Here is a 24,445-nt window from a genome sequence, read left to right on the forward strand (position 1 = left end):
ACATTCCCTGTGATAGATGGCAACAGACGGCGTTGAAACCGGGCTCAACGCCATGTGTGCGAGTGAGCATAGACGCTGTTGAGCCAGTGGTCGCACCGAAAAGTGATTTTCGTAACGGGCGCGCCTAATACCCGGTCATTTCCAGATAGCCACTCCCTGCATGACTGCCAATGAGGCGCACCGGGCCTTCCCAATAAGGAATGCGCAAATCCATCCAGGCCTGGGGATTGAGCGCGGTAATGGCGATATCGAGGTGTCTGGCGGGGATTTTGATCGACCAGCGAATGGGCATCGCGCGCCCGGCAACCCGGGCGGTGTCTTGCGGCGTGAGGATGATGTCGCCGGCATGCAGCAATTGTGTCTGCCCCCGGGCGTCGATCCAGGTGCCGGTGAGGTAAGGCTCGCCGTCCTTTTGCCGCATGCGATACAGCATCACCTGCTCGCCACTGTCCAGGTGCAGGGAAAACCAGTCCCAACCGGTCTGGTTGCTCGTCAGGGGCTGGCTGCTCCATTCCCGGTCGAGCCAGGCCGGGCCACTGACCTGAAAGGTCTTGCCGTCGATTTCCAGGGTGCCGCTGGCCTGAAAAAACGGCTGGCTGTAGTAGTAAGAAGCCTGACCCTGTTCGGATTTCCGGCTGAAGCCCCGGTCTCCCTGAAGCACCAGCGGCCCTGTCGAGGTCAACCGCAGCCGGTAGTTGAAACGCCGGTCGCGAGCACTGAGTAGCACGTCAGCCAACGGGTCGTCGGCAGTCGTCTGGCTGCGCAATTGCCAGTCGTCGATCCACGCATTGAACGGCGCAGCGCTGACACCAGCCTGACCAACGCCACCACGAGCATAACGTTCGGCCGCGTGATGCGCCGTCGCCGACGTCACCGCCGCGTGGCCGAGCCAGATCGTCTGGTTCTGCCAGCCCACTACCTCGGGGCTGGCTTTCAACGCGCTGCGGAACAAGGTCCATTGCGCGCCGAACTCATTGCCCTGATCGTCCTTCAGGTTGGCCGTGATATACCACCATTCGATGCGAAAGCCGTCGTGCGGGCCGTGATCCGCCGGGAAGCTGAACACCCGACCGGGCACCACCGGGGTGAACGCAGCGGCCTGGTTGCCCAGCCCGGCAAAGCCCTTTTCGACCGGAGCCGGTTGATCGCAACCGCTCGCCAGCAGCGCCAGGAGCAACACACAGGTCTTAATCTTCATGGGCAAACGTCCGCAGCAGGTCCGCCGGTTGCGTGCGGTACAAACGGTACAAAGGCCAGGCCGAAGCCAGTAACGTCGCCACCAGCGCCAGCCCCATCAATTGCAACAGTTGCCATGGAAACACCCGCAACGGCAGGCGCCAGCCAAAGGCCTGCACATTGATCACCGTGTCCAGGCACCATGCCAGGGCGATGCCCAGCGGCAACGCCAGCACCAGGGTCAGTATCGCCAGCAGCCAGGTTTGCCCGAGGTTGAGCAACATCAGATGCCGACGCGTCACGCCCAGGGCCCACAGCGGCGCCAATTGCCCGAGACGGCTCTGGCTTTGGGTCAACAGGCTGATGAACAACGCTACCCCGGCCACGCACAACGTCAGGCTGTTGAGCGCGGCGGTGGCGGCGAAGGTGCGTTCGAAGACTTGAGTGGACCAGCCCTTGAGTCGCGCCTGATCGACGATGCGGCTGTCGTCCAGGGTAAAACGCGCCTGCAGTGCCGTGACGAACGCCGGGATCGACGCCGGTTCGATGCGCAGGTTGAAGCGGTTCGGTGTCAGCTGCGGCCAGCCGCGCATCAGATGGTGGATGTTCACCAGAATGTGGCCCTTGGGATTGCCGTAGTCCGCGTAGATCCCGACGATCCGCGGCGACCACGGGCCGGTGGGGGTCGGCAGCGTCAGGTGATCGCCCGGTTGCACGCGCAGGCGCCGGGCCAGTTGTTCGCTGAGCATCACCGCATCATCCTTGGCCAGGCGCTCCCAGGGGTTTTCACCCAAGGCTTCGAGCAGTGGCCAATGCCGGCGATAGGTCGGGTGGTCGATGATCCCCGACAGGTCCGTCGGCCAGCCCTGCAACTGGATCGAAACCTGCCAGTTGGGCAGCACCGCCGCCAGTTGCGGCTGCTGGTTGAGCCAGCCGTGAAGTTCCCTGGCCTGGGCCGGGTTCTGTGGGTTGAGGTAGAGCTCAGCCGTCAGCCGTTGTTCGAGCCAGTCGCTGAAGGTCTGGCGAAACCCCGCGGTCATGCTGCCGGCACCGATGTTCGCCGCCATGGCCAACAGCAGCGCCATCAAGGCCAGGCTCAACGCTGGCAGTTGCTGGCGGCAATCGGCGACAAACCACTGGCCTAGCACCGAGCGAGTGCGCTGCGAAACGAGACTGAGCAGAGAACTGAGCACCACCGGCAAGGCCAGCGCGGCACCGATCAACAGCGCAGCCATCAACACGAAACCACTGATCAGGCTGTCGCCGAAGATCAACGCCAGCGGCGCGATCACCCCGGCCGTTGCCGCCACCCAACCCTGGCGTCGCAACCAGCGTGCGTGGGCCTGATGCCAGGCCTGCGGGTCGGCCAGCGCCAGCAATGGCAAGCGCGCCGCCCGCAACAGGCTGTTGGCCCCGGCCAGCAATGCGCCGATCAGACTCAAGCCGAGACCACTGAACCACCACGACAGGCTGAGATTCAACTGCCCCGCCACTTCGGCGCCATACAAGCCACGCAGGCTGGCGGCGACATCCGGCAACAGCACGCCGGCCAGCAGGTAGCCGCTGACCACACCGGCCACACCGCCGATCAGGGCCAATCCAGCCAATTCCACGGCAAGACAAGCGATCAGCGTCCGCGCACTCACACCGCAGGCACGCAGGGTCCGCAGCAGGCTTCGCCGTTGCTCCAGCGCCAGCCCGATGGCGGCGTGCACGATAAACAGGCCGACCACGAACGACAGCACCCCCAAGGCGTCGAGGTTCAGGTGAAAGCTTTCGGTCAGGCGCGTCAGGTTGTTTTCTTCACCGGCGCGTTTGAGTTGCAACTGGCCCTTGAGCGGCTCCGGCAACGGTGCGGTGAAATCCTTCGGCAACAGCAGCCGCGACACTTGATCCGGCAACCCCAGAATCTGCTGGGCAAAACCGATGTCCACCAGCAGCACACCGGGCGCCATGTCGGCCTGTACATGCAGCGGCGGCAGTGCCTCGCCCGCCAGGTTCAGTGGCCGCTCACCTTCGCGCAAACCCAGTGCCTGCAAGGTCTGCGGCGATATCCAGGTGCTGCCCGGCAGACTGAAGAAGCCGACCACCTGTTCAATCGCCAGGGCCTGCCCGGCCACCGCCGCGCCCGCCGGCAGCGACACCGGCTCGATGCCCATCAACTGCAAGCGCTGCTCTTCGTGCCCCTTGAGCGTGACCCGGCCTTGCAGCACCGGTGACACCGGCCACCCTGCGCGCCGCAGGTCGATAAACCACTGCTGGGAGAACGTGCCGCCACCGGGCGCACCGAGGCTGGCCTGGGGTTCGCCGCCGATCAACTGACTGGCACGGGCATAGCTGTCGCGGGCCTGGCTGTTGAGTGCCTGGACGCCGGTCAACAGACCGGTGGCCAGCCACAACCCGGTCAGCACACTGAAAAACTGCACCGGGTGCTGTCGCCAGTGGCTGAGCAGCGCCCGCAGGGTTTCGCCAAAGATGCGCATGTCAGCGCTCGCCCACACCGGCCAGACGACCGCCGCTCAGCAATGCTTTTTCCGCCAGCCGCGCCGCCACGCCGGGACTGTGGGTGACCATCAACAGGCTGGTGGGGCTGTCGTCGAGCAATTCCAGCAGCAACTGCAACACCTCGGCGCCGGTGGTTTCATCGAGGCTGCCGGTGGGCTCGTCGGCCAGCAGCAATGGCGGGCGCGACGCCAGCGCCCGGCCCAGCGCGACCCGTTGCTGCTGACCGCCGGACAGTTGCTCCGGGTAGCGCCGCAACAGCTCGCCCAGGCCCAGGCGTTGCACCAGATGCGCCTGCCAGCGTGGGTCATGACGCCCCGCCAGCCGCGCCTGAATCGCCAGGTTGTCTTCGACCCGCAGGCTGCCGATCAGGTTGAATTGCTGGAACACCAGGCCGATTTCCGTACGACGCCAGTTCGCCAGTTGCCCTTCATTCATCTGTTCCAGGCGATGTTCGCCACTGCGGATGCTGCCGCGATCGACCTTGTCCAGTCCGGCGATCAGGTGCAGCAAGGTGCTTTTGCCACTGCCCGACTCGCCCATCAGCGCCAGGCTGCTGCCGGGCCTGAGCGTCAGGTCGACGCCTTGCAGCACCGGCAGCGGTCCCTGCGGGGTGGCGTAGCTTTTGAAAACGCCATGGACTTCAAGCATGGGTCAACCTGCTGGATTGGCATGGCCCAAGGATAGCGGCCCTGAATGGTTTTTGTCCGCTGACGCTCATCGTCCTGCCCGACCATCGCCTTACTCTCGAAGCTGGTCTGACCATAACGATAAAAAACGGAGACGCCATGCCTCGTTTCACCTTGAGCCCTCGTGGGCTGCTCGCTTGCCTGATCGCTGCCTGCCTTGCGCAATCGGTGGTCGCCGCCGACGCACCGGTCGCGGCCAGCCCGCAAACCACAGCCAGTAACGCCGCCGTGCTGCAACAACTGCCCTTCACCGACCGCACCGACTACGAGTCGGTCACCAAGGGTCTGATCGCGCCATTCAAGGGCCAGGTCAAGGACGCCTCGGGCAAGGTCATCTGGGATATCCAGGCCTATGACTTCCTCGCCAAGGATAAAGCCCCGGAGTCGGTCAACCCGAGCCTTTGGCGCCTGGCCCAGCTCAGCGCCCATGCCGGATTGTTCGAAGTCAGCCCACGGCTGTATCAAGTGCGCGGCCTTGATCTCGCCAACATGACCATCATCGAAGGCGACGACGGACTGATCATCATCGACCCGCTGACCATGGCCGAAACCGCCAGGGCGGCGCTGGACCTGTACTACCAGAACCGTCCGCACAAACCGGTGGTGGCGGTGATCTACAGCCACACCCACGTCGACCACTTCGGTGGCGTGCGCGGGGTCATCGACGAAGCCGACGTCAAGGCCGGCAAGGTCAAGGTGTTCGCCCCCGCCGGGTTCATGGAACACGTGATGAGCGAGAACGTCTACGCCGGCAACGCCATGAGCCGCCGCGCGCAGTTCCAGTTCGGCAGCCTTTTGCCTCGCGGCGAAAAAGGCCAGGTCGATGCCGGCCTGGGCAAGAGCACGCCGAGCGGCGGCACCGTCACCCTGATCCCGCCCACCGACCTGATCGACAAGGAACTGGAAACACGCACCATCGCCGGCCTCGACGTGGAGTTCCAGTTGACCCCGGGCACCGAGGCGCCGGCGGAGATGAACCTGTACCTGCCGCAGTTGCGCGCCTTGTGCATGGCGGAAAACGCCACGCAAATGATGCATAACATCCTCACCCCCCGCGGCGCACAAGTGCGCGACGCCAAGGCCTGGGCCGAGTACCTGGACGGCAGCCTGGCGCGTTACGGCGACAAGAGCGACGTGTTGTTCGCCCAGCACAACTGGCCGACCTGGGGCGGTGAACGCATCCGCACCTTCCTCGCCGACCAGCGCGACATGTACGCCTTCCTCAACGACCGCACCCTGCACTTGCTGAATCAGGGCCTGACGTCGCTGGAAATCGCCGACTCGATTAAGAAACTGCCCGGCAGCCTGGACCAGAAGTGGTACACCCGCGGCTACTACGGCTCACTGAGCTTCAACACCCGGGCGGTGTATCAGCGCTACATGGGTTTCTATGACGGTAACCCGGCCAACCTCAATCCGCTACCGCCGGTGGAAGCGGCCAAGCGTTCGGTCGAAGCCATGGGCGGCGAAGCGGCGGTGCTGGGGAAAATGCAAGCGGCGATGGCCAAGGGCGAATACCGCTGGGCCGCGCAACTGGGCAATCAGGTGTTGTTCGCCAACCCGGACAACGGCGACGCCCGCAAAGCCCAGGCCCAGGCGCTGGAGCAAATGGGCTATCAAAGTGAGAACGCCACCTGGCGCAACATGTACCTGACCGGTGCCATGGAACTGCGCAATGGCGTGCCACCCAATGCGGGCACTTCGGTATCGGTGGACATGGTGCGGGCGATGAGCCCACAGATGTTCTTCGACTTCCTGGCGGTGCGCCTGGACAGTGAAAAGGCCGTAGGCCATGACCTGACCCTGAACTGGACCTTCGATGACCTGAACAAGGACTTCAACCTGACCCTGCGCAATGGCGTGCTGACCCACCGCGCCGGACTCAATGCCCAGGCGGACGCCAGCGTGACCATGACCAAGACCACCCTGGAACAGATCAGCCTCAAGCAACTGGATATCCCGACGGCGATGCAGAAAGGCCTGATCACGCTGCAGGGCAATGGCAAGAAGCTTGGGGAGTTGATGAGCAGCCTCGATACCTTTGCGCCGCAGTTCAATATCGTGACGCCTTGACCGGATGACGCGGGAAACCGCGTCGCCTTCATCGCGAGCAGGCTCGCTCCCACACTGGATCGGTGTCATTCACAAATGCTGTGAACAACCCGGTTCCCCTGTGGGAGCGAGCTTGCTCGCGATGGCTTTGTGTCAGGCGATGATTGTTTTGTGAGTGTACATATCCGTTACCGCAGAAACGGATATGTACTCAATCAAAATTACAAACCAAGGCGAAACTGCTTGGGCGTAATCCCGAACTGCTTGCGAAACGCCCGAATGAAATTACTCGGCTGCCGATACCCCAACCGCTCGGCAATCCGCTCGATCGGCTGATCCCCCGCCGTCAACCAATGCCGCGCCATCTCCAGGCTGTCACTGCGGGTATTCTGCACCGCCGCAGTCTGCCAATGCCGCAACATGCTCTGATGCAAAAACCCATTGGCCCCCAGCAGAGGCTCATCAAGACTGGCCGCCGGCAGGCTCAGACACGGATGTGAACCCGAAAGCACCTCGACACCTGCGCTACGCAACCACTGCCCGGCAGCCTGTTGCGGCGTCAGTTGGACCGCGACGAACACCTCGGCCGGCGCTCGCCCCAAACGTCGGGCGATGTTGCGCACCAACGTCAGGGTCGCGGCATCAAGGCCGAAAAAATGCGGCTGCCGGTCAACGCTGCGCAGGTGCAAGCGGGCCTGCCCGTCACCCTCCTCCAGTTCCGCCACGACGTAATTCGTCACCTGTGGCAGGAAATCGGTGAAACACGTCAGGCTCGCACGCAGGGTCGCGGCGGAGTCCAGCAGAATGTTCAAACCCCGCAACGTAGTGGTCGCCATGCCGTTGACCAGATCACAGCCAAACGACACCCCGGCGCCCGCACGCTCGCATTCACTCCACAGGCGTTCGACCAGGTGCACGGGCACATGCAGGTCCTGCCCTTCGATCAACGACAGGCAGATCCCGGCCCGTTCCAGCAGTTGGTCCTGGCACAGTCCGGACTGCCGGGCATGGCTGAGAATGGTGCGGGTGAAAGCGCTGGAAATGAACGGTTGGCTGGTCATGGCAAGTTACGGCGAGAAGACAGGCGTGTACTTATGCCAGCCTCTGTGCTATCGATCCAATGCATTAAAAGCATCCACAGAATGCAGGAGACGCATGATGGACCTACGACAACTCCGCCACCTTGTCGCCCTGGCCGATTACCGCAACTTCGGCCGCGCCGCCGAGGCGATCAACCTCAGCCAGCCCGCCTTCAGTCGCAGCATCCAGACCCTGGAGCGTGACCTCGACTGCGCGCTGGTAGAACGCAGCAGTCGCGAATTCCGCCTGACCGGCCAGGGTGAACTGGTACTGCAACACGCCCGGCGCCTGCTCGCCGGCAGCCAGGCCTTGCACAACGAACTGACGCAATACAACGGTCTGACCGGTGGCGAGTTGCACTTCGGCTGCGGCCCTTACCCGGCCCAGGTGCTGGTGCCCGAGGCGCTGGCGGAATTCATCCTGGCCCATCCGGCGATCCGCATCAGTTTCCACCAGGGCGACTGGGAGCAACTGGCGGTCTGGCTTCGTGAGCAGCAGATTGAATTCCTCGTGGCCGACGCACGGTACTTCACCGACGACCCGCAATATCAGGTACAGCTGTTGCGCCCTCGTCGCGGGCGGTTCTTTTGCCGTGTCGGTCATCCCTTGGTGCAACAGCAGAACCTGTGCCTGCGTGCCCTGCTCGACTACGCGGTGGTCGGCACGCGAATACCGCCGATGATCCGCAAGATCCTCGCCGACGTGCAGGGCCAAGCGGACTTCAACCCGAGCGTGGAATGCGCGCAATTCGATGCGATCCGCCGCGTGGTGATGCGTTCCGACGCGGTAGGCATCGCCACCGTGGAGGCCTTGGCCGAACTGGTCGACCAGGGTCTGATCCGCCTGCTGGAGTTTGCCGATGTGCCCAAGGAGGATCCCGGCCTGCAATTGCACTACGGCATCGTCAGCCGTGCCGGGCATTCCCTGACACCGGCCGCGCTGGCGATGGTCGATGCGGTGCTGTCGGTTGACCGACGCTTGCTGGCGTCGAACTAAGGTCTGCCTGCAACGCTGCAATCCTTGTGGGAGCGAGCCTGCTCGCGAAGGGGCCGTGTCAGTCACAATCAATGTTGAATGACACACCGCTTTCGCGAGCAGGCTCGCTCCCACAAGGGGACGGCGTTGCATCCAGATCACGCACGCCGCGCCAGTGCCTGCAATGCCCGGGGTTCACCGAGGGCGCGCAGCAGGCACTGCACCGCCTCCTCGCGGCTGCGTTCGAAGCGATAGCGCGACTCGATGTACAGCGCCAATTTCAATTCCACCGGCTCGTCCATGGGCAGCGGCACGTATTGCAGGCCCAGCACGTTGGCGACCCGGCTTGGCAGGCTGATGCCGAACGGCTGGCGATCGACGATGAGTTTCGCGGCCAGGGTGCTTTGGGTGCTCATCGCCACATTCCGGCGCAGTCCTTTCAAGCCAAGCTGCAAGTCCACCGGGCTGAGCCCGTCGCGGCGGCTCGACACCTGGATCTGCGGCTGTTCCGTGGCGTAAATCAAGCATGGTCTTGCTCCGGCAAATCGCTTAACGTCGGGCAGCCTAACCCGTGTTGCGGAACAAGCTGTGAGCCCTACATGACAAAAAGCGATCAGCCACTGCGCGATCAATCGATACCCAATGCGTTCTACGCGCCGACCCTGCTGCCGGCCATCGAAGAGTTGCTGGCCCGTGGCGTGGACCGGGACAGCATCGAAGACCTGTTTCGTCGCAGCCTGTTCGAGTTGCGCACGCCATTCATGCGCATTCCGCTGTTCATGTCGCGGCGCTTCTGGGCGTTTGCCCTGGAGCAGACCGGCGACCCGCTGATCGGCCTGGCGGCCGGCCGGCGTTTCGTTTCCACCGCCACCAATGGCCTGACGTATCTGTTCGACGTGGCCGATTCACTGGACAGCGCCTGCCAGTATTTCGTGCGCTTCTTTCCGTTTTTCAACGGACATTTCCAGGCCCGGATCGTGCGCGGCGACGACAGCGTCGAATTGCACCTGCTCGACTGCGGCAGTGTGAAAACCCACGCAGCAACCACCGATTACATCCTCATCAGCCTGTGCAGCATGTTGCGGCGCAAATTCCTCGCCAGTGGCCTGGGGCGTGATCCGATTCTGGGCGTCGGGCTGGCCGGTGCTTGCACGGCCAATGCGCAGGAACATCAACACGCCTTTCGCGCGCCGGTGCAATGGGGGCAGGCGCAGCACTCGATCCGCCTCGATCCACAGCTGTTCCTCATCCCGCTGACGCCGGGCAATCATGCACTGGAACACACGCTGATCGAGTTGCTGGAGCAAACCCGACGCAACAGCGAACCGACCTTGCTGGAGCAAGTCTGCGACCATTTGATCGCTGACCTCGCCGAGGCCAACTGGCAGCAATTCTGTACCACCCAGCACTTGCTCGAGCGCACCGCCGCCCGACGCTTGAAGGCCTTGGGCTGGAGTTTTTCAGAGTTGCTCGACGAGTACCGCCGCTACCGGGCCGAAGACTTTTTGCAGGGGACAGACCTGGAGCTGGTGGAGATTTCCGACCGCCTGGGCTACAGCGATGTGCAAAGTTTCAACCGTGCCTGCCTGCGGTGGCTGGGGTGCGCGCCGGGCGCCTGGCGAACCCGGCAAGGTCAATGAAAAACCACGCTCGTGCGCCACGGGTGCCTTTGGTTTTTGCGTCCCCCCCTTCTTGTCGTGTGCAAGAACGTAGTACGACACCGAACACCCGTGGGAGCGAGCCTGCTCGCGATAGGGCCAGCAGGACACGCACACTATCGAGTTCAGTACATCAGCCCTTCACCACCACCCACGTAAAACACAACGGCAACTGCGCCACCTGCTGTTGATAGCGGTCATAGAGTTCTTCGCGGTTGGAGTGCGGGTATTCCCTGAAGTGACGGATCTGCAGCCCTGCTGCAATGGCCGCGCTGAAGAGGTCGCCCAGGGTATGGACGAACCAGTAGGACGGCGCGGCCGGCTGTTCGATCTTGCCTTCGTAGACGATCGGTTCGTGTTGCACGAACGGTTCGCGGCGGAAGTATGAGCTGGCCGGGCGATAAGGATCGGCGGCCTCGGGGTCGAACATTTCCAGGAACGGGTGGGTTTCGTACACCACCAGCGCGCCACCCGGCTTCAGCGTGCGCGCCGCATGGCGGAAGAATTCGCCGATGTCCGGCATCCAGTTCAAGACCCCGATGGTGATCAGCGCCAGGTCAAAGCGCTCCTGCAATCGGGCAGGCAAGTGGTGGATGTCCGCCTCGATGAATTGCGGCGCGTGGGGCGAGCGGGACGCCAGTTCCCGTGCCTGCCCGAGAAAGGCTTCAGACTGGTCGACGCCCACCACGCTACGCGCGCCCAGGGCGAACAACGACAGGCTTTCACGGCCGTTGTTGCAGCCCAGTTGCACCACGTCCTTGCCATCGACGCCTGTCTGGGTCAGCAAAGCGGTCAGGGTGTCGTCCAGGCAGGAAAAATCCGCGCGCGCCACGCCCTTCAACAAGGCTTGCCATTCGCTGGAGTCCTTGTGGTGACGGGCGGAGTCATTCCAGGCCTCGCGGTTACTGGCGATGGCTTGTTCTTTTGTCGGCATTTCCATTGCACGCTCCAGGGTCCGGGTCGTCGATTTGACCGGCCGGAGTCTAGATCAACCTCATCCTGGCAGGTGTTGCGAACTTGTAATCCGCGCAGCACCGACGGCTGTCCACGGCGCCAGCTATAGTTAAAGACCTTGGGGAGAATGTGGTTAAACCGATCTAGCAGGTGTTGCCATGAAAAAGTCCGACCTGACGCTGTTGCTCGCCGTCTGCCTGGGTGCAACCGCTGTCGTCCACGCCGACGACATGCCAAACACCACCAACTACAGCAGCGAATTCAACTATTACGGCGCCGACCAACCCTTCGCGCACCCCGTACCACCGTCCATGAACATCATACCGCCAGGCTCGTACATCCCGACCGCACCCGGGGAATTCATCCCGGTTTCCAGTGAGCACGTGTTCTCGGACTCGCGCCTGCCGACAGTGGCCGACGCCACGGTTCGGGTGTTTATCCGCTCCTACGATCCGGAGCGTGGCGTATACGTGAACCAGGAAGTCGAGAACCCCGGCTGCGTGATGTCCTGCCTGAGGCAGGGCCCGGTATTGCAGTGAACCAGGGGGCATTCTCATTGGTTTCCCCACCGGTAGGGAAACCCATTGAGAACGCCCCCTACCACTGGCGCTTGTCCGGACGGGAGAGGCCGAGTTTTTCGATCCGGTAGCGCAACATGTCACGGCTCAGGCCCAGCAGGCGTGCCGATTTGGTGACGTTCCAGTCGGTCTTGTCGAGCATCTTGCGCACCATGTCGCGCTCCACTTCCGGCAGGTTCATGGATTCACTGCCGTTGTAGGACGGACGCGGTTCGCTGAGATTTGGCGGCTCGTGATGAAACACCGCTGGCTCATCCATGAGGCTCAGACAGACGTTCAACTGATGGACGGCGATGGTGTCGCTTTGTGCCAGCAAAACGGTTTGCTCCAGCATGTTGCGCAACTCGCGCACGTTGCCCGGCCAGCTGTAGCTGAGCAGCAATTCTTCGGCCTGGTCGCTGAAATGCAGGTTCGGTTTGCCGTAACGCTTGCCGTGTAGCGCCAGGAAGTGCCGGGCCAGCAGCAGGATATCGGCGCCACGGGCATACAGGCGCGGCACCTTTATGGAAATGATGCGCAGGCGGAAAAACAGGTCGCGACGGAACTTGCCTTGCTGGACCATCTGTTCGAGGTTGCAGTTGGTAGCGCTGATCACCCGCAGATTGACCTTGCGCTCCTTCACCGAACCGACCCGGCGAATGGTCCGGTCTTCCAGCAACTTCAGCAGCTTGGCTTGCAGCAGCAGGTCCATTTCACCGATTTCATCGAGGAACAGCGTGCCACCGTCGGCCGCTTCCACCAGCCCCATGCGACGATCCTTGGCGTCGGTGAAGGCGCCCTTCTCGTGGCCGAACAGTTCCGACTCCACCAGATTGGACGGGATCGAAGCACAGTTGAATTCAATGAACGGGCCTTTGGCGCGCGGGCCGTCGAAGTGCAAGGCCCGCGCCACCAGTTCCTTGCCGGTGCCCGTCTCGCCTTCCACCAGGACCGGCGGCAGATCGCTGTTGGCCATCCGCCGTTCGGCGTCGAGCAACTGACTGATGGTGCCCTTGAGGTACGCCATTGGTGCCGACTCGCCAATCAGTGCCTGCACCCCCGACTTCTGGGCTTCGCGCTCCTGGTAAAACGACAGCGTGCGCTCCATGCGGTCGGTGGCCAGGGCCTTGTCCAGCAACTGCTTGAGCTCTGGCAGGGCCACGGGTTTGGTGACGTAGTGAAAAGCGCCCTCTTTCATCGCCACCACGGCGTCTTCGACGTTGCCGTAGCCGGTCATCATGATCACTTTCAGATCCGGCGCGCTGATGCGCAGCTTCTGGATCAGGTCGTGACCACTCATGCCCGGCAACGAGTTGTCGGTCAGTACCACGTCAGGCGCGAAAGAACCCAATTGCTCCAGTGCATCTTCAGCCGAGTGGCAGACGGTGACCTCGAAGTCCTTGCGCTCCAGGTAAGTCTGAATATTCTCAGCGAGAATTTCGTCATCCTCGACCAGCAGAATGCTGTGCTCCATATGCCCCTCCCGTTGCCACTTTGAAATTGAGACAAACACGGGTTCCTTCCTGCTCCCGACTGGTCAGTTCGACCGAACCGTCAAAACGCTCCATGATTCTTTTGACCAAGGCCAGGCCTACACCCAATCCACCTTGTTTGGTGGTGAAAAACGGCTTGAAGACCATTTGCTGCTGTTGTTTGGACATGCCCTTGCCGGTGTCGGTCAATGTCATGCTCACGTCGCCGGACACCGAGGAATCGATCTCGATCGTCAGCACGCCGCCCTTGGGCATTGCTTCCAGTGCATTGGCGAACAGGCTGTTGAGTATTTGCGTAAGCAACACTTGTTGACTGACAACCGGTGGCACGCTGACAGGGGAAAATCGCACTTCGACGTCCGATCGCTTGATCAGGGACTCAAAGGCACTCAGGGTGTCTTCGAGGGCCAGCACCAGGTCGACCGTTTCACAATCGTCATTCATCGGTCGCAACGACACCAGCAATTCACGGACCCAACGCGACATGCGGTCGACCTGATTGATGATGTCGCCGATGTTTTTCTGCGCGGTCTGGCTGGCGATGTCCTGGGCCAGTTCGGCGCTGGAACGGATATTGGCCAGCGGGTTGCGCAAGCTGTGGGCCACCGCCGAGGACATCTCGCCAAGGGCGACAAAGGTCTCGTTGGCGATCAGTTGTTTCTGCTGGCTCTGCAACAGCGTCGCCGCCCGGCGCACGATCCAGAACAGCCCCAGGTAAATGGCCGCCCCGCCGATCAGCGTGGCCAGCCAGATCGCCTTGAAGCCGCGCTGGATGCGTTCCACAAGATCCAGCGGCTCCTTATAGATTTCCACCATGGCAACCACTTTGCTCCTGTCGGCGTTGAACATCGGAATGTAGTTCTCGACGAACAAATACTCCGGTTCGCGAAGCAGGCGCTGCTCGGGACGCTCCTCATCGATTTCGTGGTAGCTGGTGGACACCGGCGATTTCATTTCGAAGGACTCGTCCAGCTCAAAGTCATCTTCGATGCGCACGCCAATCAAATCGGTGTTGGTCGACCAGACCACGGTGCGGTCCAGGGCGTACACCGTCGCCAGCAGGATGTCCGGCAGATGCCTCACATGGTCGAGAAACTCAACCCGCGCGGCGGCCCGGGATTCTGGGTTGACGTCGGAGTCGGCATGGTCCATGCGTGGGTCGAGCATTTCACCCATGGTTCGGCCCGGGGCAATTCCGGCATGCCGGATTTCGGCCTCGCCAATGGACTGGATGAACTGCGCGGTCAACATCGAATCACGCTCGATACTTTCATCGACCACAAAGCGCGTGGAGATGTAACCCAGCCCCAGCGCCACCGCGGCAATGATGAAAAAGCTTGCCAGGGAAAACCAGCGCAGCAAGTTGAACTGCGGCCGCCAACCCCTGCGTTGAGCTACCGGAGCCTGCGGCGCAGCTACTTTTTGCTGTTCGAGTATCTGCATGGCTGTGTCCTGGGTGCTTGAAATCGAGCCTGTTCAGCCGTTTTCAGAATCAGTGTAGGTGGCATTGATAGCCATTGGCTGGCCCGCGTAATTTTTTTGACACTATTGCACCCGGGGTGTCTCGGGTTGCGCGACCGAATGACGTTATTCAGGCTCCTCGTTACCACTGACCAATGGCGCCGCTGGCGGATGCTGACGGTCGGTTTCTTCTTTCAGGAAATCGATGATGGACTGGGCGGAATGCGGATCCAGCCGCAAGTTGGGCATCGAGATCCTGTTGTAGCGCTCGAACAGTTCCATCGCGATCGGGTCCTTTTCCGCGAGCATGCGGTCAGGTTCGCGGATCCAGCGGCTGAGCCAGGCCGGATCGCGCTGATAGGTCACGCCGATGAGGTCCGGGCCGATGCTGCGCAGGCCGATGCCCTGCCCGTCCAGAGGACCGAGACTGTGGCAGGACGCGCAGCGGGTGCGAAACAGCTCTTCGCCATTGCTCGGCGGGCGAATTTCCGGTGCATCGGCATAGCTTTCTTCCACGCTGGGCTGTTTCCAGTTATGCAGGGTATTGGCCAGTTGATCGGCCAGAATCCACGGATTTTCGAAGGGCGAGGATTTCATCCAGCGGCCCGTTGCCTGGTTGCCGACGATCAGGCTCAGGTTGTGGTCCTTGTTGCGCCCGTTATCGACGCCGTCGATGAACAGCCCCAGTTTTTTGCGCAGGTCGGTGACGTCGGCGAATTCCCCGGTGAGGAATTTCCACCCGGGCCCGACCTGGAAGCGTTGCGCGTAGGCCTTGAGCACCTCGGGGGTGTCACTCAAGGGGTCGATGCTGATGGAGTAGAAGAAGATGTCCTTGCCGACCCGATCCCCCAGCAGTTTCTGGACTTGGCGCAGGCGCGCGGTTTCCAGAGGGCAGGAGTCGCTGCACGAGGTGAAGATGAAGTTGATCACCACCACCTTGTCTTTGATCAAGTCATCGAAAAAACGCAGCTGCTGTCCGTCCTGGTCGGTCAGCAGAGTGTTGGGGAAATAGTTGCCACCCCACGGGGTGTCGGCTTCAACGACAGCGGAATCGACAGTGGATGCCGGAGCAGGTGCGGGCATCGACGTCGGCTGGCTGGCGACCAGCAGCTGGCTGGCCAGCAAACCGGTCACCAGCATCAGCACCAGGTGCATGCCCAAGGCTCGTGAGCGTGGTGAATGCATCTCTTTTTTTTCCATCACCAGCCGCCTCGATGTGGTGAAGGGAGGGTGATTGTGGTTTTGCAAGGACCTCGCCAATCATGTGTTTTTTTATAAAAAACGTACTAACACTCGACAAAACAATGACTTATCAAAATCAATGGGCGATGACCGGGGAAGTGACCGGGGATTGACCCCCGTTATTGGGGGTAGCCCATCCCCGTTTTCAGGGAGCCAGAACAAACGACAGACGCACCGTGGTGCCCTCGCCTTCAAGGCTTTCGAGGGTCACCGCACCGCCAAATCGCTCCATGATCCGCTTGACCAGCACCAGCCCGACTCCCAGCCCGCCCTGCTTGGTGGTGAAGAACGGCCGGAAGGCCATGGTGCGCTGTTCTTCGCTCATGCCTTTGCCGGTATCGCTCACCCTCACGCTGATGCGCTGGGCATCGCGCGGTTCGATCCGGATGGTCAGGGTGCCGCCGCCGTCCATGGCTTCCACCGCATTGGACAGCAGGCTGTTGAGGATCTGGGTCAGTTGCACATGCTGGCTCAGCACCATGGGCGTCTGGTCCGGCTCGAACACCACCTTGACCTTGGCCCTGCTGATCTGATGCTCGTAAGCCATCAGGCTGTCATGCAGGGCTGCCACCAGGTTCACCGGTTCCGCCTCGTCATTGAGCGGTCGCAGGGACTGGAGCAATTCCCGTACCCATGTCGACATGCGATCGACCTGACCAATGATGTCGTTGATGTTCCCGTGCGCCGGACCGCTGTCGAACTCTATCGCCAGTTCGGCGCTTGAACGGATGTTCGCCAACGGATTGCGCAGACTGTGGGCGACCGCCGAGGACACCTCCCCCAGCGCCACAAAGGTTTCGTTGGTGATCAGTTGCTTCTGCTGCGTCGCCAGCAGGATCGCCGCCCGCCGCACGATCCAGTACAGCCCCAGGTAAACCAGACCGCCGCCCAGGGCGGTTGCCAGCCAGATCAGCACCAGGCCGCGCTCCATGCGGTTGATCAGGTCCTGCGGTTCCTTGTAGATCTCGACCATTGCCGTGACGGTGCTGCCATCGGCGTCGAACAGGGGAATGTAGTTTTCGATGAAGGTGTATCTGGGTGGTTCCAGGAACTTCTGCTCCATGCGGGTTTTGTCCACATCGTGATAACTGGTCGACACGGAAATTTTCGAGTTGAATGCCCGATCGAGGTCTTCATCGCCATGGATCGTAGTGCCCATCAAGGCCGGGTTGGTCGACCAGATCACCATGCGGTCGGGGGCATAGATGTTGGCCAGGATCACGTCCGGCAAATTTGCGATATGGTCGAGGAAATCATCACGGGCACTGGCACGGGACAGCGGGTCGACGTCAGGAAAGTCCTTGTCTTTGCGTGGGTCGAGCAACTCGCCCATGGTCCGGACGTTGGGAATCGACACTTGGCGCACCTCGGTCGAGGCAATCGCCTGTATGAATTGTGAGGTCAGTAGCGCATCGCGCTGCACGCTTTCGGTAATCACGAACCGCGAGGACACCGCCCCCAGCGCCACCGCCACCGTGCCGATTACCACCATGCTGATCAGCGAAAACCAGCGCAGCAGATTGAACGGCTCCTTGCGCGTGTTCAAGCGAACTTCGCTGTCGGTCGCAAGTACTTTGGCGATTGTGTTCATGGACACGGTTCCCGGAAACCCCCTCTAGGTTTATAGCCCACTCAGGGCCGTTTGCCCGAACCTGGGGACTGCGATACTCCACCCGCCCCGCGGCCCCGCCCCCCCCAAAGTAGGGTACAGCTGCCCGCGTCATAACTTCCCGATCTGCCGCCAGCAACTGCGCCAACGCCTTTACTGCGGGCTTCTCACGGGCGTTTTCGCCGATTGGTATGGAAGTTGCCGAACTCCCTGCCAACTGCCCATCCCCAAGGGGCAGTACTTCGACAGAGGGAATATCCATGCACCCGTTACTGTGCAAAACCGCGACCGCCCTGGCAGTGACCGCTCTAGCCCAAGGCATTGCCCAGGCAGCGCTGTTTGCCGTAGACCCTGGCCCCTACCTGCCGGTCAATGGCAATTTCGCCGCCTGGTATCAAGACAGCCACGGCCGAACCCTTGACCTGTGTTTATCGAAGGCTGTCAGTTCCAGGGTTGCCAGCGCGCCGGGCGCCCCGACTTACATGTGCTCGCTGATCCCTAATCCCGGCATTTTCGATGACACCCAACCGTTGGTCTTCCCGACCAATTTCCCCGACGAAGCGTTCTGGGCCACAGGCGAAACCTCCATCGTCGATGCCGCCCGAGGCATCGATTTGACCTATGTCTCGGCGCTCGAAGCCGCCTTCAGTGGCGGTGATCCGCTGGAGGGCGACCAGATCAGCTTCGCCCGCATCCGTGTTCGCATCGACGTTCCCACCGCCGGAACCTATGTCATCACCCACCCTTACGGCGTCGAAGTATTCAACGTCGACACTCCCGGCCGGCGGGCGATCAACATGACCCGGGACATCGGCATCGGTGCGCCGAAAACCTACGACGGCGCGCTCAAGGGCGACGTCGGGCCGTTCCTGCGCAGCGTCAATGGCCCCTACACCGAGACCAACCCGGGCACTGGCCAGGCCGAACAATTCGTCGGTGATCCGAACCTCACCGAAGCCGTCACCGGCAGCCCGTTCAACACCAACTATGTGCGCATCGAAGGCCCCAATGGCCTGGACTTGCGCACCAACCTCTTCGCCGTATCCGGCAAGTTGTCGAATGTGGCCCGGCCGACCCCCGTGATCGCCGAGCGCAGCACCTACTCGCGACAGGCCGGCACCAGCGCCCCGGTGGCCCAGCAGGACGTGTTCGTGCTGGCCCCGCCGCCACCGGCCACCGTGACCCTGGACAGCAACAACCCGGTGCTGAACTTCACCGAGGCGAACACCACCGGCCACTGGTATGCGCAGTCGCCGAACAATCCGACGCTGCCGAGCACCTTGCAGGTGACCGCCGACAACCACCTGGCCATCGCCAGCAGCACGCCGACCACCTTGCCCATGCCGCTGACCGATTTGGTGACGATCTCGCGCGCCGAGTACAGCCTGAGCACCGGGCAAATCACCATCATGGCCTCGACCAGCGATGAAACATCGCCACCGGTGCTCACCGCTACCTCCGGCACCGGCATCGCCATCGGCGCCCTGAGTGGTGACGGCGCCGTGAAAAGCCTGGCCACCGGCATCTCGCCGATTCCGCCAGCCCAGGTTCGTGTGTCGTCCTCCAACGGCGGCAGCGATACCGAAGAAGTGGTCATCGTGCAATGAACGCCCACATGCCCGGATCCTCATCAGGAGGCATCATGAACAAATGGCCACGCCTGGCGCTCAACGCCCTGGGACTGACTCTATCGCTGACCGGCGGTGCTTTGGCGCAACTCGCCGCCGTCGATCCCGGCCCTTACACCTTTGCCACCGGGAAATTCCCGATCTGGTATCAGGACAACAATTTGCTGTCGATGGAGCTGTGCCAGTCACGCGCCGCCAGCTCGCGGGTAGCAGCCAGCGTGCCACCGGCCTACATGTGCACCCTGCTGCCGACACCGGGCATTTTCGACGACACCCTGCCGATGGTGTTCCCGGATAACTGGCCGGACGAAGCCTTCTGGTTCCTGGCCGAGACCAGCATCCCCAACAACACCGCCGGCTATGGCATGGATGCCTATGTCGCCGGGATCGAGGCTGCATTTGCCGGTGGCAACCCTCTCGATGGCGACCAGGTCAGCTTCGCGCGGATTCGTATGCGGGTGAACATTCCCGTTGCCGGGACCTACACCATTACCCACCCCTATGGCGTGGAAACGGTCAACGTCACCACCCCCGGCCGTCGTGCGATCAACATCACCAGAGACGTCGGCATCGGTGCGCCGGGGGTTTTCAGCGGTGCGGTCAACGGTGCGATCGGGCCGTTCCTGCGCAGCGTCAATGGCCCCTACACCGAGGTGAACCCGGACACCGGCGCCGTCGAAACCTTCGTCGGCGACCCCAACCTCACCGAAGCCGTCACCGGCAGCCCCAACAACACCAACTTCGTGCGCATCCAGGGTCCGGCCGGGACCCTCCAGACCAACCTCTTCACCCTGTCCGGCAAGGTGCTCGACAACCGCGCGCAAACCGCGGTGGACATGACCCGTGCCACCTACCGCCGCATTGCCGGCACCGGCGGCAACAACACCCGGGTCGAAGTGTTTGCCAAAGCCGCCATCGGCTCGACCCTGTGCTTTCGCGAAAGCATCGCCCTGGTCCCCGGCCCGCCTGTGTCGCCTTGCCAGACCAACATGGTGGGCGACAACAATGGCGTGTTCTTCGCCCAGCATCTGCTGGCCAACGGGACGGTGCCGCCGGTCGTGGTGGTCACCGCCACCAACCCCGCCGGGACCACCCGCCCGACCGCGGTGTCGAGCAAGCTCTCGGACGTGGTGAAAATCCAGACCGCCCGTTACAGCTGGAGCAACCACAGCCTGCTGATCGAGGCCACCTCCACGGACGAAGTGGTGGTACCGGACATGGTCGCCCAGGGTTACGGACGGCTGTCGAAAACCGGAACCCTGCAACACCTCACGGTGGCTGACCTGACCCAGCCGCCTGCAACCGTGACGGTCAAATCCGCCGCCGGCGGCAGTGACACCGAGCCCGTTGTCGTGGTCGGCACGGCGCCGGACAGCGGCCAGAATCAGCGGCCGCTGGCGGTTGCCGACGCTGGCAGCACCAGCTTCGGTGTGCCGCTCACCCTTAATGTGCTGGCCAACGACAGCGACCCGGACGGCAATACGCCACTGAGCATCACGGCGTTGACCCCACCCGCTGCAGGCCAGGGCACCGTGGCATTGGCCGCCAACAACGTGGTCTATACCCCGCCGCCGGTCGTCACTGCACCGTTGACCACGACCTTTACCTACAAGGCTCAAGACGCCAAAGGCCTGGCCTCGGCCAATCCGGCCACCGTGACCATCACGGTGGCGCCTAACCGGCCTCCGGTGGCGGTCGCCGACAGCATTGCCACCCAGGGCGTGCCGGTCACGATCAACGTGCTGGCCAACGACACAGATCCGGAAGGTAACGTGCCGCTGGCCGTCGACAGCATCACTCCACCGGCAACAGGCCAGGGCACGGTGGCAATCAACGGCACGGCAGTGACCTACACCCCACCGGCCGTGATCCTGACGCCATTCACCACGACCTTCACCTACGTCGCCCGGGACAGCTTCGGCGTCCTGTCGGCACCGGCCACGGTCACGGTGCAGGTCTCGCCGCCACTGGTGCTTGAGACCTTCAACGTAACGACAGCCACGGTCACTGCCCGTTCCGGCAACCGCTTTACCTGGAACTTCGCCGGAACCTCTTCGGCGATCCTGGGCAACTCGGTCACTGTTCAGGTGACCACGCCGGCCGGCCTGGTCACCCTGGGCACCACCAATGTGGCGAATAACGGGCGGTGGACGTTGACGGTCAACAACAGCGCGATCCGCCCATCGGTAAGCCCGACGGCAACCATCCGGTCAGCCCGAGGCTCGGTGCGCAGCGTCACCGTCATCGTGCGGTAAACGCTCGCCCCACCGGCCAGTACAGCCGGTGGGGCCCGTTGGCAATGGACGACTAGCGCACCAGTCGTCCGGCCAGCGCCTTGGCCTGGCTCACCACGTCAGAAACGGCCGTACTTTCCCACCACATGCCGCGCAACGGCGGGCCCATGGCAAACAGCCGACTGGCGGGCTGACCCTCGGCGCTCAGGACCGCGCCATCGACCTCCGCGGCAATCCCCAGGGCCAACGGCCCCGGTCGGACCAGGCCACGGGCGAGCAGTTGCCGGGGCAACGGCCGCGCGACCCGGCGCCAGTCATATTCGATGCCGCTGGAGTTGATCAGGGCGCCAGCGCTGACGACACAGGTGTGTGCCTCGCCGCGCCGCCGAAGGCGGATACTGACGCCGTCGCCCGTCGAGCGCTCAAGCCCCTCGAACGAAGCGGCGTGAATTCGTAACCGCCCTTCTTCATACAAACGCTCCACCAGTTCGGCACTCAGGGGTGACGAGCGGTGGTGATGGCTTTCCCACCACGGCCGCACATGTCGCACGAACTGCCGACGCTGCTCGTCCGTCGCCTGGTGCCACAAGCGACCGATATGTGGCCGCACCGTGTTCAGTGGCGCCTGCCAGTCGATGCCTTGGGCAATGGCGTCCCGACAGTGCCGACGCAGTTCGCGCATCAACTGGCGAGGTGTGCGGATGTGCTGATCCTGCGCGAGAAAATCCACCCAGGCCGGTGGCTGGCGACGCACATGGGGTCGCAGGCCATGGCGGGAAAACACTTCGATGGGCCCACGATGCCCGGCCTGATCCAGGGACACCACGGCGTCGATCATGGTCAGGCCCGAGCCGATGATCATGACCGTCGATTGCGGGTCGAGTCGCTGCATGGCCGCCACGTCCCACGGATCAAGGGCTGCAGCGTTCAAGCCGCAGGATCGGGTTTGTGGCGTGCACGCGGCGGGAAACATCCCGGTGGCCAAGACCGCAAAAGCGCCCTGCAAGCTTCGGCCATCACTCAAGGTCAACCGCACGGCGTCTGCATCGGCTTGCAAATCGACCACTTCGGCCTGCACATGCTCGACCGTCGAACCGTTCAATGCGCCCAGCGCCTGCGCGTCTGCCAGGCGCTGGCGGGCGTACAGGCCGAAAAGTCCCCGTGGCGGAAACAGCTCGCCGACCGGCACCTGCTGCTGATCCGATTCCGGCCAGCCGCCCGCTTCGATGTACTCGGTCAGCCATTGGGTAAAGTCGTCGGCGTTGTCCGGGTCGACACTCACCCGCGCCGCATTGCCGTTGAGCGTATGGCCCAGTTCCACCGCGCTGTAGGCAACGCCCCGCCCCAACTCGGCCCGAGGCTCGATCACCAGCACCCGGCACCGGCCCGGCCGGCGCATCAACTGCGCCGCCAGCATGGCGCCACTGAGGCCACCACCGACAATCAGGATGTCGGCGTCATTGGTCAAGCTATGGCCCATCGTGTACTCCCTGTTCAGATCACCACATTACGCACAAACTTTGCCGCCACAGCCCCGTCGTTGCGATAACAGTGCGGCTGGTTGCTGGCGAACATGAAGAATTCACCCGCCGCGATACTCTGCGGCTGGTCGCCCAGCATAACGGTCAGGCAACCTTCGAAGACATAAATCTGTTCGCTCCAGCCATCGGCGTCCGGCTCCGACGGATACACCTCACCCGGTTGCAGGCACCATTCCCACTGCTCGACTTCGCGGCTGGCCTGGGCCTTGGAGAGCAACACCGCCCGGCTGCCGGGAATCGCGCCGGTCCAGGCCAGCTCGTTGATACGGCTGGGATCCCGGGCGTCGGGCGCTTGGATCAAATCACTGAAGGCGACGTCGAGGGCTTCGGCGACGCGGTCGAGGGTGGTCAGGCTGACGTTCTTTTCCCCTGCCTCGATCGCCACCAGCATGCGACGGCTGACACCGGACTTTTCCGCCAGTGCCGTCTGGCTCAAGTCGGCGGCATGACGCAAACGGCGGACATTTTGACTGACGTGCTGGAGGACCGATGCCCGTTGGGTAGAATCTTTGTGCACTATATTGCTCACTGAGTGGGGTTGGGCAGTATACTGCGCAACATTCGACGCATTGTGCGTCCCCCTCCAGTAGCGTGCAAGGTCATGACGTCGGTGAACTCCCCAAAGGCTTCCTCCCGTTTTACAAGGTTCAGCAAGGCCGAATGCGTGCTGGTGCTGATCACGATGGTCTGGGGCGGTACCTTCCTGCTGGTACAGCATGCGATGACCGTCAGTGGCCCAATGTTTTTCGTCGGCCTGCGCTTTGCCGCCGCCGCAAGCATCGTTGCCCTGTTTTCCTGGCGTCACCTGCGTGACCTGACCTTGTTCGAACTCAAGGCCGGGTCGTTTATCGGCGTGGCGATCATGCTCGGCTACGGCTTGCAGACGGTCGGGTTGCAGAGCATTCCCAGCAGCCAATCAGCATTCATTACCGCGCTGTACGTCCCGTTTGTGCCGTTGTTGCAATGGCTGGTGCTGGGGCGGCGTCCGGGGTTGATGCCGAGCATCGGCATCATGCTGGCCTTTACCGGGTTGATGCTGCTGTCCGGGCCGTCCGGTGCGTCGTTCAACTTCAGCCCCGGTGAAATCGCCACCTTGATCAGCGCCGTGGCCATTGCGGCGGAGATCATCCTGATCAGCACCTATGCCGGCCAGGTCGATGTGCGCCGGGTGACGGTGGTACAACTGGCGGTCACTTCGGCGCTGTCGTTCCTGATGGTAGTGCCGACCAACGAGGCGATTCCGGACTTCTCCTGGTTGTTGCTGTGCAGCGCGCTGGGGCTTGGGGCGGCGAGCGCGGCGATTCAGGTGGCGATGAACTGGGCGCAGAAAAGCGTGTCACCGACCCGCGCCACGCTGATCTATGCCGGCGAGCCGGTATGGGCCGGGATTGTCGGGCGCATCGCCGGGGAACGCTTGCCGGCCATTGCCCTGGTCGGGGCCGGGTTGATTGTAGCGGCGGTGATCGTCAGTGAGTTGAAGACCAAGGGTAAGGCGGCGGCTGAAGAAGAGCTGGAGCAGGAGCAGGAAACTCAGCGATAAACTGCGGATTCTGTGCCGCCGGTTAGACAGCCTTCGCGAGCAGGCTCGCTCCCA

General features: G+C 62.6%; 19 protein-coding genes. 7 read left to right on the top strand and 12 right to left on the bottom strand.

What is annotated here, in order from left to right:
- Window positions 1-124: 124 nt before the first annotated feature.
- The 3 genes from ACM6J5_RS02295 to ACM6J5_RS02305 are packed head-to-tail and all read right to left on the bottom strand — an operon-like array spanning window position 125 to window position 4,329.
- Entirely contained in the window at window positions 125-1,198 is a 1,074-nt protein-coding gene (locus tag ACM6J5_RS02295; RefSeq protein ID WP_414927720.1) for a lipocalin-like domain-containing protein, read from the bottom strand.
- Window positions 1,188-3,659 (bottom strand): ABC transporter permease, encoded by a 2,472-nt coding sequence (locus tag ACM6J5_RS02300; RefSeq protein WP_414927721.1) that lies wholly within the window; start codon window positions 3,657-3,659, stop codon window positions 1,188-1,190. The genes ACM6J5_RS02295 and ACM6J5_RS02300 overlap by 11 nt, the downstream gene beginning before the upstream one ends.
- A 1-nt stretch (window position 3,660) precedes the next feature.
- The gene (locus tag ACM6J5_RS02305; protein ID WP_414927722.1) at window positions 3,661-4,329 is read right to left on the bottom strand and encodes an ABC transporter ATP-binding protein; all 669 of its coding nucleotides are present in this window, start codon (window positions 4,327-4,329) and stop codon (window positions 3,661-3,663) included.
- 137 nt (window positions 4,330-4,466) lie between these two features.
- Between ACM6J5_RS02305 and ACM6J5_RS02310 the strand changes: the two genes are divergently transcribed.
- The gene (locus ACM6J5_RS02310) at window positions 4,467-6,440 is read left to right on the top strand and encodes an alkyl/aryl-sulfatase (protein WP_414927723.1); all 1,974 of its coding nucleotides are present in this window, start codon (window positions 4,467-4,469) and stop codon (window positions 6,438-6,440) included.
- A gap of 200 nt (window positions 6,441-6,640) precedes the next feature.
- On the opposite strand, the gene ACM6J5_RS02315 is transcribed toward ACM6J5_RS02310, so the two are convergent.
- Window positions 6,641-7,480, bottom strand: a complete 840-nt coding sequence (locus ACM6J5_RS02315) for an AraC family transcriptional regulator (protein ID WP_095945657.1) — start codon at window positions 7,478-7,480, stop codon at window positions 6,641-6,643.
- Between the two features lie 97 nt (window positions 7,481-7,577).
- Here ACM6J5_RS02315 and ACM6J5_RS02320 point away from each other — a divergent pair, with 97 nt between their 5' ends.
- Window positions 7,578-8,495, top strand: a complete 918-nt coding sequence (locus tag ACM6J5_RS02320; RefSeq protein WP_095945656.1) for a LysR family transcriptional regulator — start codon at window positions 7,578-7,580, stop codon at window positions 8,493-8,495.
- 137 nt (window positions 8,496-8,632) lie between these two features.
- Here ACM6J5_RS02320 and ACM6J5_RS02325 read toward each other — a convergent pair whose 3' ends face one another.
- Entirely contained in the window at window positions 8,633-8,998 is a 366-nt protein-coding gene (locus tag ACM6J5_RS02325; RefSeq protein WP_256589149.1) for a hypothetical protein, read from the bottom strand.
- A gap of 75 nt (window positions 8,999-9,073) precedes the next feature.
- Between ACM6J5_RS02325 and ACM6J5_RS02330 the strand changes: the two genes are divergently transcribed.
- Window positions 9,074-10,114 (top strand): helix-turn-helix domain-containing protein, encoded by a 1,041-nt coding sequence (locus tag ACM6J5_RS02330; RefSeq protein ID WP_095945655.1) that lies wholly within the window; start codon window positions 9,074-9,076, stop codon window positions 10,112-10,114.
- Window positions 10,115-10,265: 151 nt separating this feature from the next.
- Here ACM6J5_RS02330 and ACM6J5_RS02335 read toward each other — a convergent pair whose 3' ends face one another.
- On the bottom strand, window positions 10,266-11,072 hold the full coding sequence (locus ACM6J5_RS02335; protein WP_095945654.1) for a class I SAM-dependent methyltransferase: 807 nt from the start codon (window positions 11,070-11,072) through the stop codon (window positions 10,266-10,268).
- Between the two features lie 172 nt (window positions 11,073-11,244).
- Here ACM6J5_RS02335 and ACM6J5_RS02340 point away from each other — a divergent pair, with 172 nt between their 5' ends.
- A complete protein-coding gene (locus ACM6J5_RS02340; protein ID WP_095945653.1) occupies window positions 11,245-11,625 on the top strand; it encodes a hypothetical protein in 381 nt (126 codons plus the stop codon).
- 58 nt (window positions 11,626-11,683) lie between these two features.
- Here ACM6J5_RS02340 and ACM6J5_RS02345 read toward each other — a convergent pair whose 3' ends face one another.
- The 4 genes from ACM6J5_RS02345 to ACM6J5_RS02360 form a co-directional block, all read right to left on the bottom strand.
- Window positions 11,684-13,117 carry a sigma-54-dependent transcriptional regulator gene (locus ACM6J5_RS02345; RefSeq protein ID WP_095945652.1) on the bottom strand — a complete coding sequence of 478 codons (1,434 nt, stop codon included), beginning with the start codon at window positions 13,115-13,117 and terminating at the stop codon, window positions 11,684-11,686.
- The gene (locus tag ACM6J5_RS02350) at window positions 13,086-14,579 is read right to left on the bottom strand and encodes an ATP-binding protein (RefSeq protein WP_095945651.1); all 1,494 of its coding nucleotides are present in this window, start codon (window positions 14,577-14,579) and stop codon (window positions 13,086-13,088) included. The genes ACM6J5_RS02345 and ACM6J5_RS02350 overlap by 32 nt, the downstream gene beginning before the upstream one ends.
- Before the next feature lie 144 nt (window positions 14,580-14,723).
- Window positions 14,724-15,782 carry an SCO family protein gene (locus ACM6J5_RS02355; RefSeq protein ID WP_414927724.1) on the bottom strand — a complete coding sequence of 353 codons (1,059 nt, stop codon included), beginning with the start codon at window positions 15,780-15,782 and terminating at the stop codon, window positions 14,724-14,726.
- Window positions 15,783-15,984: 202 nt separating this feature from the next.
- Entirely contained in the window at window positions 15,985-17,430 is a 1,446-nt protein-coding gene (locus ACM6J5_RS02360; RefSeq protein ID WP_095945649.1) for a sensor histidine kinase, read from the bottom strand.
- A gap of 278 nt (window positions 17,431-17,708) precedes the next feature.
- Here ACM6J5_RS02360 and ACM6J5_RS02365 point away from each other — a divergent pair, with 278 nt between their 5' ends.
- Together ACM6J5_RS02365 and ACM6J5_RS02370 are read left to right on the top strand one after the other, a co-directional pair.
- Window positions 17,709-19,055 (top strand): hypothetical protein, encoded by a 1,347-nt coding sequence (locus ACM6J5_RS02365; RefSeq protein ID WP_414927725.1) that lies wholly within the window; start codon window positions 17,709-17,711, stop codon window positions 19,053-19,055.
- A gap of 35 nt (window positions 19,056-19,090) precedes the next feature.
- Entirely contained in the window at window positions 19,091-21,331 is a 2,241-nt protein-coding gene (locus tag ACM6J5_RS02370; RefSeq protein WP_414927726.1) for an Ig-like domain-containing protein, read from the top strand.
- A 52-nt stretch (window positions 21,332-21,383) separates the two neighbouring features.
- On the opposite strand, the gene ACM6J5_RS02375 is transcribed toward ACM6J5_RS02370, so the two are convergent.
- Together ACM6J5_RS02375 and ACM6J5_RS02380 are read right to left on the bottom strand one after the other, a co-directional pair.
- Window positions 21,384-22,790, bottom strand: a complete 1,407-nt coding sequence (locus ACM6J5_RS02375; RefSeq protein WP_414927727.1) for an FAD/NAD(P)-binding protein — start codon at window positions 22,788-22,790, stop codon at window positions 21,384-21,386.
- A gap of 14 nt (window positions 22,791-22,804) precedes the next feature.
- On the bottom strand, window positions 22,805-23,368 hold the full coding sequence (locus tag ACM6J5_RS02380) for a helix-turn-helix domain-containing protein (RefSeq protein WP_414927728.1): 564 nt from the start codon (window positions 23,366-23,368) through the stop codon (window positions 22,805-22,807).
- Window positions 23,369-23,383: 15 nt separating this feature from the next.
- Between ACM6J5_RS02380 and ACM6J5_RS02385 the strand changes: the two genes are divergently transcribed.
- A complete protein-coding gene (locus ACM6J5_RS02385) occupies window positions 23,384-24,391 on the top strand; it encodes a DMT family transporter (protein ID WP_095945847.1) in 1,008 nt (335 codons plus the stop codon).
- Window positions 24,392-24,445 lie beyond the last annotated feature (54 nt).

This window comes from Pseudomonas sp. IT-P74 (assembly GCF_949768175.1).
Classification (GTDB): Bacteria; Pseudomonadota; Gammaproteobacteria; order Pseudomonadales; family Pseudomonadaceae; genus Aquipseudomonas.